Source organism: Pseudomonas sp. C8002 (genome assembly GCF_013385765.1).
Lineage (GTDB): Bacteria > Pseudomonadota > Gammaproteobacteria > Pseudomonadales > Pseudomonadaceae > Aquipseudomonas.
The window spans coordinates 66,045-80,041 of the sequence record NZ_JACAPJ010000013.1; the positions used below are offsets into that span (position 1 = coordinate 66,045).

Genomic DNA, 13,997 nt, shown 5'->3' on the forward strand with positions numbered 1-13,997 from the left:
GGCAGGAGTGGTTGATGGGTCAGGCAAGTAGTCAGGCAGCAGGTGCCGAGCAGTCCAACGCAAAGCCGATCGGCATGCTGGTGGCGGCAGTGGGGGTGGTTTACGGCGATATCGGCACCAGCCCGCTCTACACCCTTAAAGAGGTGTTTGCTGGCGGTTATGGGGTTCAGGTCAATCACGACGGGGTCTTCGGGATCCTGGCGCTGATTTTCTGGTCGCTGGTCTGGGTCGTTTCGATCAAGTACGTGCTGTTTATCCTGCGCGCGGATAACCAGGGCGAGGGCGGCATCATGGCCCTGACGGCTTTGGCCCGGCGGGCGGCGGCACCTTACCCCAAGTTGCGTTCGGTGCTGGTGATTCTCGGCCTGATCGGTGCGGCGCTGTTTTACGGCGACAGCATGATCACCCCGGCGATCTCGGTATTGTCGGCGGTCGAAGGCCTGGAACTGGCGTTTGATGGCCTTGAGCGCTGGGTGGTGCCGCTTTCGCTGGTGGTGCTGGTGGGGCTGTTCCTGATCCAGAAACATGGCACGGACCGCATCGGCAAGCTGTTCGGCCCGGTGATGGTGCTGTGGTTCCTGGTGTTGGCCGGCCTGGGTATCCATGGAATCATCCAGCACCCTGAGGTGCTCAACGCCCTCAACCCTGTGTGGGGCGTGCGCTTCTTCATCGTTCACCCTGGCATGGGCGTGGCGATTCTCGGTGCGGTGGTACTGGCATTGACCGGCGCCGAAGCGCTGTACGCCGACATGGGCCATTTCGGACGCAAGCCGATTGCCCGTGCCTGGTTCGCCCTGGTGCTGCCGGCGTTGGTGCTCAACTACTTTGGCCAGGGCGCGCTGCTGCTGGAAAATCCAGAGGCAGCCCGCAACCCGTTCTACCTGCTGGCACCGGAGTGGGCTCTGGTCCCGCTGGTGGCGTTGTCCACTTTGGCCACCGTGATTGCTTCCCAGGCGGTGATCTCCGGGGCGTTCTCCCTGACCCGTCAGGCGATCCAGCTCGGTTACATCCCGCGCATGCATATCCAGCACACTTCCAGCGCCGAGCAAGGCCAGATCTACATCGGCGCGGTGAACTGGTCACTGATGGTGGGCGTGATCCTGCTGGTGCTGGGCTTCGAGTCCTCCAACGCCCTGGCTTCGGCCTACGGTGTGGCGGTGACGGGCACCATGTTGATCACCAGCATTCTGGTGTCGGCGGTGATGCTGTTGCTGTGGAAATGGCCGCCGGTACTGGCTATCCCGGTGTTGATCGGTTTCCTGTTGGTGGATGGGCTGTTCTTTGCCGCCAACGTGCCGAAGATCGTGCAGGGTGGTGCGTTTCCGGTATTGGCGGGGATTGTGTTGTTTATCCTCATGACCACCTGGAAGCGCGGCAAGGAGCTGCTGGTGGACCGGCTGGACGAAGGTGGGCTGCCGCTGCCGATCTTTATCAGCAGTATCCGTGTGCAGCCGCCGCATCGCGTGCAAGGCACGGCGGTGTTCCTGACCGCACGCCCGGATGCCGTGCCCCACGCCTTGCTGCATAACTTGCTGCATAACCAGGTGCTGCATGAGCAGGTGGTGCTGTTGACGGTGGTCTACGAAGACATCCCGCGTGTACCGGCCCAGCGTCGTTTCGAGGTCGATTCCTATGGCGAGGGCTTCTTCCGGGTGATCCTGCACTTTGGTTTCGTCGATGAACCGGACGTGCCCGAAGCGCTGAAGCTGTGCCATCTGGATGACCTGGATTTCAGTCCGATGCGCACCACCTACTTCCTCAGCCGCGAAACCGTGATCGCGTCCCGCATCAAGGGCATGGCGCGTTGGCGCGAAGGGTTGTTCGCGTTCATGCTGAAGAACGCCAACGGCAACCTGCGCTTCTTCAAGTTGCCGGTTAACCGGGTGATCGAGCTCGGCACTCAAGTAGAAATGTAAGCCCAACAAAAAGCCCCCGGTGCCTTGCGGCAGCGGGGGCTTTTTTGTGGGCGCTTATTCGGCCGGGGTCTTGCCCTGGCGCTTCTCGATGATGTCTACCAGACGCTTGGCCAGCGCCGGATAGTTCTCGTCGAAGTGATGGCCGCCAGGCAGCTTCACGGCTTCGCCGACAGCGGTCTTGTCGGTGCAGCCACTCTCGTCGACTTCTTCGGCACCGTAGATGCACACCACCTTGTCGGCCGGCAGCTTGGCCATTTCCGGGCCGGTCGCAGCTTCCTTGCCGGCGTTGCCCAGCCAGCCTTCCACTTCGATCTCGAAGCTGCCGGTGCGGGCGAAGGCCAGCAGGATGATCGCGTCTACACGCTGCTGCTCGTTTTCCGGCAGGCGGTTGTAGATGGCCGGCAGCACATCGGCGCCGAACGAGTAGCCGGTCAGCACGAAGCGCTTGGTGCCCCATTTCTGCCGGTAGTGCTGCATCAGCTCGGCGAGGTCCTTGGCGCTTTGTTCCGGGGTCTTGTGCTGCCAGTAGTAGCGCAGGGTGTCGATGCCCACCACCGGGTAGCCGATCTTGGCCATTTCACCGGCCACGTCGCGGTCCAGGTCACGCCAACCGCCGTCACCGGAGAGGAACAGGGTGACGGTGTCCTTGGCCTGGCCAGCCGGCACTTCGACCACCGGAATTGCCAGGCCGCCGTTGTCCGAGCCCACCAGTTGCTTGCGCAGCTCGTTGTTCAGCACTTGCGGGTAGTGAACGTCGTAGTCGCTGATGCTGGTGGTAGCACGCGGTGTATCGCGTACGAAGCTGGCAGCATCGTCGTCAGGGTTATCGTTCCAGGCCACCAGCCAGCTACCGTGGGCCGAAGTCTTCGGCAGCGGGTCGTTGCAGCCTGGCTGCGCCAGCGCGAAGCCGACGGAGATGGCATTGGCCTTGTCGTCGTTCTGCGCGGCCAGCCAGCGCCAGGCCAGGGCTGCGCCAGGGCCGATGCCGCTGACCAGGGTCGCTGGGCCGGCAAGCTGGCCCAGGGCGGTTTGCAGGGCTTGTTCCTGCAGCTTGCAGTCATCCTTGGGCAGGATTACCTGGACGATCTGCGCTGCGCCGCCCTGGCTCAGGGCGATCAGTTGGCTGTCGGTCAAGGTTTCGTCGGCCAGCACGGCCACGGCCACGCGGGCCTTGGGCGCGGTACCCGGGGTGACGCGGGTCAGGACCGTGCCATCGGCCTGGGGCAGTTGTTCCAGAGTCGGTTGCGGTGCAGGGCGGTTCCAGTACCAGTAGCCGCCACCGAGGATCAGTGCCAGTACCACCAAAAATGCCAATACATACCGCCAGGAGCGTCGAATCATCAGCGTTTCACCAATCCAGTCAAGCCGCCCGCAATCAGGGCGGCGGTGTCGGCCAGTGCCACCAGCGGATCAAGTCCTGCGGGCACGGCCATATAACGGGGTTCCCAGTCAGGCTGGAACTTGTCTTTGAAGCGGCGCAAGCCTTGGAAGTTATACAGTTGCTCGCCACGGCGGAACACCATCGAGCCCAGGCGTTGGGTCAGCGGGGCGCCACGTCGTGGTTGCAGGCCCGACAACGGCACCATGCCGAGGCTGAAGCGGGCGTAGCCATGGTTCTTATAATGTTGAATCAGGCCGACCATCATGAATTCCATGGTCAGTTTCGGCGCGTCCGGGTGCGCACGCATCAGGTCGAGACTGGCCAGGTCGTGGCTGTAGGTCTCAAGCAGGTTCGCAAACGCTACCGGGCGCCCTTCGAAGCGAATGATCGCAATACGAAAGTGCTTGAGGTAGTCGTCGCTGAATCGTCCAAGGGAAAAGCCTTTTTCCCGCACGTTCTTACCGGTCAGCCATGCGTCGGAGATGACTTTCAACTCCTCCATCGGGGCCTGGCCGGGTTCGTGGATCTCCAGGGACAAGCCATCACGGGTCCCGCGGTTCCAGGTGTAACGCAGGTCCTTCATCTCTTTGCCCTTGGCTTCCAGGTCAAAGCGTTTGAGGTCGACCCGGGCTTCTTCACCCAGTTTGATCGCGGTGAGGCCGATGTCCATGTAGTACGGCAGGTTCTCCGCGCGCACCTGGTAGAACACCGGGCGGGCGTGGTGAATGTCACACAGGTCGCGGAACTGCCAGATCATCTCGGCCCGTTGCAGGGTCGGGCCAATCGGATCGTACAAGGCCACCAGGCTGCGACCGCGACGAGCGTACATCAGGAACGCTTCGTCGTTGGGGTGAAACAGCAGGGCCTTGTCGCCGGTCAGCGCCAGGCCGCCGTCGGGTTGTGCGGAGTTCATCAGGATCTTGGTGGCGCGCTCCAGCTCATCCGGTGTCGGCAGGTGGATGATCGGGCGCGCGGTACGCAGCAGCCAGGTCAGCGACACCACCACCAGCACCACGGCCGCGCCCAGCAGCGAACGCAGGCCCCGCGGGGCGTTGGCGTCGAGGGTGAACTGCCACCACAACTGATGGCTATAGGGCACGTCCTGGTAGGCGAACAACAGCAGCCAGATCGACGCACCGAGTACGCACACGCTGGCCACCAGGTACAGCGGCGAGAACGGCAGTTCGGTCAGGCGGCTGGCGCGATAGAACGAGCGCCGGAAGATCGCCAGCAGCACCGCCGTCATGGTCATCAGGCTGGCTTCTTCCCAGTCGAAACCCTTGAGCAGGGAGAGCAGGGCGCCGGTCAGCAGCAGCACCATGGTCAGCATCCACGCCGCGGACAACCGTCGACGCAGGCCCTGGGCCAACAGAAGGCAGAGCACGCCGATCAGGCTGGCACCAAAGTGCGACGCGTCAATCAGGCGATGAGGAATCAGGAAGCCGATGTTTTCCAGGCGTGAGTCGATTTCCGGGGTTGCGCCGGAAAACAGCAGGACCACGCCTGACAAAAAAACCAGTACGGCCAGGATCGGCGCAGCGAGGCCCGAGGCCGCGCGCAGGCTTTGTTGCGTATGGAACAGGCGCTGGGCTTCATTGACCAGCAGGAACACACAAGCGATCAACAGCGGCAGCACCACATAGATCATCCGGTACAGCAGCAGTGCGGCCGCCAGTGGCGCGGCACCGAGCTTGTCGGCGAAGGCTGCCAGCAGGATTGCTTCGAACACCCCGACGCCACCGGGTACATGGCTGAGCACACCGGCGGCCAGGGCCAGCAGGTACACCAGCAGGAACGGGCCAAAGGGCGGAGCTTCCGGCAGCAGCATATACAGCACGGTAGCGGCCGCAGCCACGTCGAGGGCAGTGATGATCAGTTGCAGGAAGGTCAGGCGACGGCCCGGCAGGCGCAAGGTGCGACGCCCGGCCCTGACCAGCAGGTTGTCCGGATACGGTTGTTCCGGCAGGCGGCGGCGGTAGATGCCGATGCACAGTGCGGCTGTTAACAGCAACACAGCGCCGGCGATACCGCCGAGCAGGCTGGCGGGTAGATGCAGGGCATTGGACGCGGCAGGCAGGTTGCTCAGGGTGGCCAGCGCAGCGAGCGGCGGCAGGGCGCAACCCAGGGCCAGGCTGGCAAACACGGTCATGCGTGCCACTTCCGAAGCGCCGATGCCATACCGTGCATATAAACGGTAGCGTACCGAGCCGCCCGAGAGCATCGACAGACCAATCGCGTTACCGATGGCGAATGCGGTAAAGCCGCCGTAGGCCAGAGTCTTGGCAGGCAGCTTCACGCCGGCATAACGGGCACCGGAAAATTCATAGCCCAACAAAATGATAAAGCCGGCGACAGCAGCACCGAACGCACCCAGCAGTGCAGGCTTGGGTACTTCAAGGATTGAATCGTGGAGCGCGTACAGATCCAGTTCAAGCAACAGGTGGCGACAGGCGATAAGGGCGATTGCGAACAGCAACAAGGTGACGGCCAGCCCGATGGGTTGGCGGTATTTGCTCAACAGATCCAGCCAGCGCAAACGGGTGGGAGTGATCGGTTGTGTCGCTGTGACAGAGTCTTGTGGTTCAGACGAGTTGGCGCGCATCAATCACCTCGTGGATTGTGCGCGACAGGATGGAGGTATCCAGCCAAGTTACCAATCCCTATGGACAAAATAATTACAAATATTAACGCGTATCGCGAAGTGCGGCGACAGCGCCCATTGGTCGTAGAAGGACAGTGCTTGAAGACTTAGCATAGCTTGCAATGAGATGGACTCTACAAACCGTGTACGGTTTCATGAAAGATGCCATGCCATTGTTTCAAAAGGACTTTTTCGTCAGATACAAAAAAGGCCACTCTTTCGAGCAGCCTTTTTTGATGTTTGGTTGCGGGAGCCGGATTTGAACCGACGACCTTCGGGTTATGAGCCCGACGAGCTACCAGACTGCTCCATCCCGCGTCTGTGTGGCGGCATTCTACAGAGCAACGGCGGGGTGTCAACCGTTAATCGAACGATGGGTCAAATAAGTGCAATTTAGCGTCGGATTGTCACGCGGGTGCGGTAAGTGCGCGATTGGGAAAGGTTTTTTGTCAGACAATCGACGCGAGGGCTAAAACAGACAGGCACAAAAAAGGCCACTCTTTCGAGTAGCCTTTTTTGATGTTTGGTTGCGGGAGCCGGATTTGAACCGACGACCTTCGGGTTATGAGCCCGACGAGCTACCAGACTGCTCCATCCCGCGTCTGTGTGTCGGCATTCTACAGAGGAACGCGAGTGTGTCAACCGCTGATTCAAAGAAAAGCGCTTGTGGTTCAATCGGTTAGCTCTCCAAGGTGGCCCCTTGATAGGCCGCGGGGCCAGTCTGGCCGAGGCTTTCAGCTCTATTGGGGGGTGTGTTTCGATTGAGAAAATGAATTCACCTGTGAATTTTCCTACCGCTTAAGCGGAAGATTCAAACTACTGGTGCTATATACAGGTGTGAGTGAGATACTGCCGGCCTGTCCGTTTTCTGCCCAGAACCACTGCCTTATATATGACGCAGCGCAAAATCATCCACGTCGACTGTGATTGCTTCTACGCCGCCATCGAGATGCGCGACGACCCGACCCTGGCGCAAAAGCCCCTGGCTGTCGGTGGCTCGGCAGACCGTCGCGGGGTGATCGCCACCTGCAACTATGAAGCACGGGCCTATGGTGTGCGTTCGGCCATGTCGTCCCGCCATGCCCTGAAGCTGTGCCCGGACCTGACCATCGTCAAGCCGCGCATGGATGCTTATAAAGAAGCATCAAAGGAAATCCAGACGATCTTTCGCGACTACACCGACCTGATCGAACCGTTGTCCCTGGACGAAGCCTACCTGGACGTCTCCGACAGCCCGCATTTCGGCGGCAGTGCCACGCGCATTGCCCAGGACATTCGCCGGCGGGTCTCCAACCAGTTGCACATCACCGTTTCCGCGGGCGTGGCGCCGAACAAGTTTCTCGCCAAAATCGCCAGCGACTGGAAAAAGCCCAACGGACTGTTTGTGATCACCCCCGACCAGGTGGAAGACTTTGTCTCGGCGCTGCCGGTGAAAAAGCTCCACGGCGTGGGCAAGGTGACGGCCGACAAGCTGGCGCGGCTGGGGATCGAGGACTGCCTGCAACTGCGGGAGTGGAACAAGTTGGCGCTGGTGCGAGAGTTCGGCAGTTTTGGCGAGCGGCTTTGGAGTCTGGCGCGTGGGATTGATGACCGTGTGGTGCAGAACGACAGTCGCCGGCAATCCATCAGCGTGGAAAATACCTACGATGTCGACCTGCCGGACTTGCCCAGTTGCCTGGAAAAACTGCCGGAGCTGATGGACACCCTGGCCGGGCGCATGGCGCGCATCGACAGCAGTTATCGGGCGGGCAAGCCGTTCGTCAAAGTGAAGTTTCACGACTTTACCCAGACGACCCTGGAGCAGGCGGGGGCAGGGCGGGACCTGGAGAGTTACCGGCAGTTGCTGACCCAGGCGTTCAATCGCGGCGACAAGCCGGTGCGATTGCTGGGAATAGGGGTGCGTTTGCTGGATTTGAGCAACGGCAACGAGCAGCTCCAATTTCCCTGGTAGAAACCGAAAGCCAAATGTGGGAGCGGGCTTGCTCGCGAATGCGGTGTGTCAGTTGACGCATGTGCTGGCTGACACGCCGCATTCGCGAGCAAGCCCGCTCCCACATTTAAAGGCTTCAGCGTGCTCCGGGATCCGCCACCAGGCGTCCGGCATCCTTGGTCAAGGCCTGCAGGAATTCCTGCTGCAACTCCGGATCATTGCGGGTCAGTTCGATCAGGCTCTGTTCCAGCTCGCTGGCTTCTTCTTCCAGGCCCAGCTCCGACAGGCGCTTGACCCGGTGCACCCACTCGTTGACCTCGTCGTCTTCCAGGTCGTCATAGATCAAACCGTGAGCTTCGAGCAATTTGCCCCGCAGGGTGCCGCTGATGGCCAGGGATGAGTCCGAGTGCACGTCATCCTGGGCATCTTCAACACTGATCTTCAGGGTGCTGATGCGGTTCAGGTCCTGCTCGGCAAACGGGCTGTCCAACAGGTTCAGGCGCAGCACGCCATCGCGGTCGGTGGTCAGCTCATGGGTTTGCTTGCCGGCAGTCACCTGTACCGGGCGCTCGCTCCAGGGCAGGCTCGAATACTCCACGCGCTTGTCGCGCTGGACTTCATCGATACCCGCCAGGTTCTGTTGCGCACGGCCGTTGGATTGCACGTTCATGAACGGGTTGAGCCCGTCCACGCCATAGCTGAGCCAATCCCGGGTCATGCTGGCAGGCAGGTTGCCCAGGGCAAACACATTCGCCACGTTGGCGCCGACGCCCGCCACGAGCGCGACCGCGCCCAGGGGCATCTCATAGAGTTTGCGCCAGGGCTGGTAGGGCGTGTAGCGGTCGTAGCGACGGGTAACTTCGAACTCGGTGACCTCAAAGGTCTTTTGCTCGTGAATGCGCACCCGGCGTTGCGGCAGCTCCAGCACCTTCGGCTCGCCCACGTCGATCTGCAGGCTGTGATCGAGCAATTTGCGCTCGATGCGTTCCTCGTGCTCGCTGCGTTGCGACATTTGGTTGGCGCAGCCGCTGACCAGCAGGGCGCCACATAACGTGGCGCCCCCCAGGGCTATGGTGTTTCGCTTGAACATGACGACTCTTGATCTGGTTTTCAGCGACGAATACGCGCCTGAAGGAAAGACAGCACGTCAGCCACCGGCAACGGTTGGGCCTCGGCTTCGGTCCGGCTCTTGTATTCCAGATTGCCATCGGCCAGGCCGCGGTCACTGACCACGATCCGGTGCGGGATGCCAATCAGTTCCATGTCGGCGAACTTGATGCCTGGGCTGGTTTTCTTGTCCCGATCATCCAGCAGCACTTCAAAACCGGCAGCCGTGAGTTCGGCATACAGTTTGTCGGTGGCTTCGCGTACTTGCTCGGTTTCGTAGCGCAGCGGTACCAGGGCAACCTGGAATGGCGCCAGGGCGTCGCTCCAGATGATGCCTTTCTCGTCGTTGTTCTGCTCGATGGCAGCCGCAACCACGCGGGATACGCCAATGCCGTAGCAGCCCATTTCCAGGGTGATCGGCTTGCCGTTCTCGCCCAGCACTTCGCACTTCATCGCCTTGCTGTACTTGTTGCCCAGCTGGAAGATGTGCCCGACTTCGATGCCGCGCTTGATTTCCAGGGTGCCCTTGCCGTCCGGGCTTGGGTCGCCGGCCACCACGTTGCGCAGGTCGGCCACGGTCGGAACCGGCAGGTCACGTTCCCAGTTCACGCCAAAGTAGTGCTTGTCATCGATGTTGGCACCGATGCCGAAGTCGCTCATCAGCTCGACCGAACGGTCGATGATGATCGGCAATGGCAGGTTCAGCGGGCCGAGGGAGCCAGCGCCGGCGCCAATGGCATCACGCAGTTCTGAGTCGGTGGCCATGACCAGCGGGCTGGCAACGCCTGGCTGCTGGGCGGCCTTGATTTCGTTGAGCTCGTGGTCGCCACGGATTACCAGGGCGATCAGCTTGCCTTCTTCCTCGGCGCGCACGATCAGGGTCTTGATGGTCTTTTCAATCGGCAGATTGAATTTCTCCACCAGGGCCGCGATGGTCTTGGTCTCGGGTGTGTCCACCAGGCGCAGCTCTTCGCTTGGCGCAGGGCGGGAAGTTTCCCGTGGCACGGCTTCGGCTTTCTCGATGTTTGCCGCGTAGTCGGAACCGTTGCTGAACACGATGTCGTCTTCACCGGACTCGGCCAGCACGTGGAACTCGTGGGAGCCGGCACCGCCGATGGAGCCGTTGTCCGCTTCAACCGGGCGGAATTTCAGGCCCAGGCGCGTGAACACATTGCAGTAGGCGGTGTGCATGCGGTCGTAGGTGACCTGCAGGGACGCCTGGTCAGCGTGGAACGAATAGGCGTCCTTCATGATGAATTCGCGGCCGCGCATCAAACCGAAGCGTGGGCGGATTTCGTCACGGAACTTGGTCTGGATCTGATACAGGTTGAGGGGCAGCTGCTTGTAGCTGCTCAACTCGTTGCGCATCAGGTCGGTGATCACTTCTTCGTGGGTCGGGCCGGCGCAGAAGTCCCGACCATGACGATCCTTGAAGCGCAGCAATTCAGGGCCGTACTCTTCCCAGCGCCCGGATTCCTGCCACAGCTCAGCCGGTTGGGTGCTCGGCATCAACACTTCCAGAGAGCCGGCAGCGTTCATTTCTTCACGAACGATGGCTTCGACCTTGCGCATCACCTTCAAGCCCATGGGCAGCCAGGTGTACAGGCCCGAGGCCAGTTTGCGGATCATGCCGGCGCGCAGCATCAGCTGATGGCTGATCACGACCGCGTCGGAAGGCGTTTCTTTCTGTGTGGCGAGCAAATATTGACTGGTGCGCATGGTAGGCCGTTGTCGGTTGCTTGGACTTGAAATGACTTGGGATTGTACGGGCGCTTGCTGCCGACGTACAGGCATCTGGTTGCTGGAGCAGGGCTTCTGTAGGAGCTGGCATGCCTGCGATGCAGGCAACACGGTGTGTCAGTTACACCGCGGTGATGCAATCGCAGGCAAGCCAGCTCCTACAGTGATTTGTTTTCCTCGGGAGGATTCAAGCGAATCCGCCGGCTTTCCTGAAACCAGTGCAAGGCGATCAGGACCAGCGTCGGCACACCCAGCAGGCAGGTGATCATGAAGAAGTTGTGGTAACCGAACTTCTCGACCATCACCCCCGAATACCCGCCGATCAAGCGCGGCAGCAGCAGCATGATCGAGCTGAGCAGGGCGTATTGGGTGGCGGAGAACTTCAGGTTGGTCAGGCTCGACAGGTACGCGACAAACGCCGAGGTCGCCATGCCGGAACTGAAGTTGTCCAGGGAGATGGTGAAAATCAGCATCTGCAGGTCCGGGCCCATGTCGGCGAGCATCACGAACAGCAGGTTGGTGCCGGCCGATGCAATGCCGCCGATGAACAGGATCGGCAGAATCCCGAAGCGCACGATCAACAGGCCACCCATGCCGGCGCCCAGCAAGGTCATGATCAGGCCGAAGACTTTGCTGACACCGGCGATCTGGTCCTTGGTAAAGCCCTGGTCGATATAGAACACGTTGGCCATTACGCCCATTACCGTGTCCGACATGCGGTAGGTGGCAATCAGCCCCAACAGCAGGAAGGCCTGCCAGCGGTAGCGCAGGATAAAGTCGTTGACCGGCGTGAGCACCGGCGCCAGGCCCCGGCGGCCCATGGTCGACAGGCACAGCGTGGTCAGGATGATGTAGAGGATGGCCCGCAGGAACGCGCGATCTTCCAGCAGCAGGTCCAGCAGGCTGACCCCATGGAACAGCACGCTGGCGAAATCAGTGTTGTACAACTGGGTGAACATCGCCGGCACCGAGACCAGCAGCACGATCAACACGAACACCGAGACCAGCTGGTGAGCAAAGCTGTAGCGCCCGGCCTGCAATTGGGTACGCAGCGGCACATTGGGTTCGCGCATGAACAGCGTGGTCAGCAGCGCAGGCACCATTAGTGCACCAAACAGCACGTACGTACCGGCCCATGCCGAGTGCTTGTAGTTGAACCCGGTGGAACCGAAGCCTTCGGCAAAAAACAGCGCACCTGCGGTGGCAAGCAGCGCGGCCACGCGATAACCGGACATATAGCTGGCGGCAAGCGCGGCCTGCTGGCTGTCGCTGGCGATTTCCAGGCGGTAGGCGTCTACGGCGATGTCTTGCGTGGCGGAAGCGAAGGCCACGATCACGGCGATGGCGATCAGCCAGGACAGATGCTTTTGCGGATCACAGAAACCCATGCCGATCAATCCGAGGATCACCAGCGTCTGGGACAGTACCAGCCAGGAGCGACGACGTCCGAGCTTGCCGAGCAGTGGCAGGCGCCATTGGTCGAGCAGGGGCGACCAGACCCACTTGAAGGCATAGGCCAGGCCGATCAGGCTCGCATAACCGATGGTTTCGCGGGCCACGCCGGCCTCGCGCAACCATACCGAGAGCGTCGAGAACACCAACATGTAAGGCAAGCCGGCAGCAAAGCCGAGCAGCAACAGCACTAACGTCGAGGGGCTGGCATAGGCGGCGAGCGCGGCGCGCCAGGTTTTACGGGGCATGGGCTGGAGTCTGCCTCAGAATTACGCAAATAAAGCGCGCACTCTAACCGCTGTGCTCTACCGGGCGCCAGCCATGACGCTGAATATCAACACGATTGTTCAGGATGCTGACGCCTTCGCCGCGCAAACGCGCACGTTGCTCGTCACCCGAGGCACTGCCCACCGGCAGACTTATCCGACCACCGGCACCCAGCACGCGATGCCAGGGCAGTTTGGTGTCCTCGGGCAGTTGGCTCAGGGTGCGACCCACCCAACGTGCGGCGCGACCCAAACCGGCGAGGTGTGCCAGCTCCCCGTAGCTGATCACGCAGCCTTCGGGCACTTGGGCGAGGGTCAGGTACAGCACGGTGCGGCGCATTTCAGCGGGGCTTTGCGGAGCGTCGGTCAGTTCGTTCACGGTGGCATATCCGATGAAAATATCCGTCTATTTGTAAGAAATTTCTGCAAAATGGGGGGCTGAGAGCGGAACTCGATACGAATACCCGAGTCAGTCCTTGCTAAGAAGTTATCCACCCCGATAATGCCCGTTTTTTCGTCAAACTCGAGCCCCATATCCGCTTATGTTGTCCAGAACCCTGCTGTGCCTCGCTGTCTTCAGCGCCTCCACCCCGTTGCTCGCCGACACCGTCTGGTTGAAGAACGGTGACCGCCTGACCGGCAAGATCAAGGTTTTCGACGGTGGCAAGCTGCTGATCCAGACCGACTATGCCGGCGCGATCCCGGTGGACTGGAAGCAGGTCAAGACCCTGGAGAGCGATCAGGAATTGCTGGTCAAGCAGGATGCCTACAGCGGTGAGAAGGCCAAGTCCCTGCAGCCGGCCGACGATGGCAAGGTCATCCTGGCCAACGGGGAGGCGCCCAAGACTGTCGACCTGGCGAGCATCCAGCAGATCATCAAGCCCAAGCCGGTGATCGAGGACCTGGTATGGAAGGGCAATGTCGATATGGCGCTGGACTACAAGCGCGCGGAAAACGACACCAACGACTACGACATCGACTTCAAAACCACTGCCCGCCATGGCCAGTGGCGCCATACCGCCGAGGGCGAATACAACCGCGAATTCCAGGACGACGTGACCACCACCGACAACTGGGCGCTGGAGTACGACCTGGACCGGTTTATTACCGAACACTGGTTCTGGCAGGGCCGCTTGACCTACAAGCGCGACAAGGTCGAGGACCTGTCCCGCCAGCGCACCGTGGGTACCGGCCCGGGCTACCAATTCTGGGATGACGAACTGGGCGCGTTCTCCCTCGGTTCGCTGGTCAACCGCACCGACTATGAATACCAGGACGGCGGCAAGGACAACTTCTATTCGCTGGCCATGAAGTGGAACTACAACCGCTACCTGGTGGGCAAGACCGTTGAATTCTTCACCAATGGCGAAGTGGGCAAACCGCTGGCCGGGCCGTCCGAGTACTCCCTGGATGCGGAAATGGGCTTGCGCTACAAAGTCACCGAGTGGGCCTCCCTCAACCTCAAGGCCGAGCGCGACATTATTAGTGGCGACTCGGAAAGCGCGTTGAGCAAGACCCGCTACACCGCAGGGTTCGGCGTCGCCTGGTAACGAGCCGCCTGGTA

At 61.0% G+C, this 13,997-nt stretch carries 9 protein-coding genes and 2 tRNA genes; 3 read left to right on the plus strand and 8 right to left on the minus strand.

The features are described 5' to 3' along the window. The first annotated feature begins 14 nt into the window (after positions 1-14). Positions 15-1,916, plus strand: a complete 1,902-nt coding sequence (locus tag HX814_RS20845; protein ID WP_003208622.1) for a potassium transporter Kup — start codon at positions 15-17, stop codon at positions 1,914-1,916. Between the two features lie 54 nt (positions 1,917-1,970). Here HX814_RS20845 and HX814_RS20850 read toward each other — a convergent pair whose 3' ends face one another. The 4 genes from HX814_RS20850 to HX814_RS20865 form a co-directional block, all read right to left on the minus strand. Beyond that, positions 1,971-3,257: a virulence factor family protein gene (locus tag HX814_RS20850; protein WP_003208620.1), complete on the minus strand. Its 1,287-nt coding sequence runs from the start codon at positions 3,255-3,257 to the stop codon at positions 1,971-1,973. Further along, positions 3,257-5,899: a bifunctional lysylphosphatidylglycerol flippase/synthetase MprF gene (gene mprF / locus HX814_RS20855; RefSeq protein ID WP_008433574.1), complete on the minus strand. Its 2,643-nt coding sequence runs from the start codon at positions 5,897-5,899 to the stop codon at positions 3,257-3,259. The genes HX814_RS20850 and mprF overlap by 1 nt, the downstream gene beginning before the upstream one ends. 280 nt (positions 5,900-6,179) lie before the next feature. Beyond that, positions 6,180-6,256 (minus strand) — tRNA-Met (locus HX814_RS20860). A 206-nt stretch (positions 6,257-6,462) separates the two neighbouring features. After that, positions 6,463-6,539: transfer RNA gene (locus tag HX814_RS20865), tRNA-Met, on the minus strand. Between the two features lie 291 nt (positions 6,540-6,830). On the opposite strand from HX814_RS20865, the gene dinB reads away from it, so the two are divergent. Next, on the plus strand, positions 6,831-7,889 hold the full coding sequence (gene dinB / locus HX814_RS20870) for a DNA polymerase IV (RefSeq protein ID WP_003208617.1): 1,059 nt from the start codon (positions 6,831-6,833) through the stop codon (positions 7,887-7,889). 115 nt (positions 7,890-8,004) lie between these two features. Here dinB and HX814_RS20875 read toward each other — a convergent pair whose 3' ends face one another. From HX814_RS20875 to HX814_RS20890, 4 genes are all read right to left on the minus strand, one after another. After that, complete coding sequence (locus HX814_RS20875; protein ID WP_003208616.1) at positions 8,005-8,958, minus strand: hypothetical protein; 954 nt, start codon at positions 8,956-8,958, stop codon at positions 8,005-8,007. Between the two features lie 20 nt (positions 8,959-8,978). Beyond that, the gene (locus HX814_RS20880; protein ID WP_003208614.1) at positions 8,979-10,694 is read right to left on the minus strand and encodes a proline--tRNA ligase; all 1,716 of its coding nucleotides are present in this window, start codon (positions 10,692-10,694) and stop codon (positions 8,979-8,981) included. 179 nt (positions 10,695-10,873) lie between these two features. Then, a complete protein-coding gene (locus HX814_RS20885) occupies positions 10,874-12,415 on the minus strand; it encodes an AmpG family muropeptide MFS transporter (protein ID WP_003208613.1) in 1,542 nt (513 codons plus the stop codon). A gap of 43 nt (positions 12,416-12,458) precedes the next feature. Continuing rightward, the gene (locus HX814_RS20890) at positions 12,459-12,773 is read right to left on the minus strand and encodes an MGMT family protein (protein ID WP_218166212.1); all 315 of its coding nucleotides are present in this window, start codon (positions 12,771-12,773) and stop codon (positions 12,459-12,461) included. 202 nt (positions 12,774-12,975) lie between these two features. Here HX814_RS20890 and HX814_RS20895 point away from each other — a divergent pair, with 202 nt between their 5' ends. Continuing rightward, positions 12,976-13,983 (plus strand): DUF481 domain-containing protein, encoded by a 1,008-nt coding sequence (locus tag HX814_RS20895; RefSeq protein ID WP_177009843.1) that lies wholly within the window; start codon positions 12,976-12,978, stop codon positions 13,981-13,983. Positions 13,984-13,997: the final 14 nt, after the last annotated feature.

What these genes read in the sequence shown, in the direction of transcription:
- HX814_RS20875 (WP_003208616.1), bottom strand. Translation starts at nt 8,958, where the DNA reads ATGTTCAAGCGAAACACCATAGCCCTGGGGGGCGCCACGTTATGTGGC.
- HX814_RS20890 (WP_218166212.1), bottom strand. Translation starts at nt 12,773, where the DNA reads ATGCGCCGCACCGTGCTGTACCTGACCCTCGCCCAAGTGCCCGAAGGC.
- dinB (WP_003208617.1), top strand. Translation starts at nt 6,831, where the DNA reads ATGACGCAGCGCAAAATCATCCACGTCGACTGTGATTGCTTCTACGCC.
- HX814_RS20845 (WP_003208622.1), top strand. Translation starts at nt 15, where the DNA reads ATGGGTCAGGCAAGTAGTCAGGCAGCAGGTGCCGAGCAGTCCAACGCA.
- HX814_RS20850 (WP_003208620.1), bottom strand. Translation starts at nt 3,257, where the DNA reads ATGATTCGACGCTCCTGGCGGTATGTATTGGCATTTTTGGTGGTACTG.
- mprF (WP_008433574.1), bottom strand. Translation starts at nt 5,899, where the DNA reads ATGCGCGCCAACTCGTCTGAACCACAAGACTCTGTCACAGCGACACAA.
- HX814_RS20895 (WP_177009843.1), top strand. Translation starts at nt 12,976, where the DNA reads ATGTTGTCCAGAACCCTGCTGTGCCTCGCTGTCTTCAGCGCCTCCACC.
- HX814_RS20885 (WP_003208613.1), bottom strand. Translation starts at nt 12,415, where the DNA reads ATGCCCCGTAAAACCTGGCGCGCCGCGCTCGCCGCCTATGCCAGCCCC.
- HX814_RS20880 (WP_003208614.1), bottom strand. Translation starts at nt 10,694, where the DNA reads ATGCGCACCAGTCAATATTTGCTCGCCACACAGAAAGAAACGCCTTCC.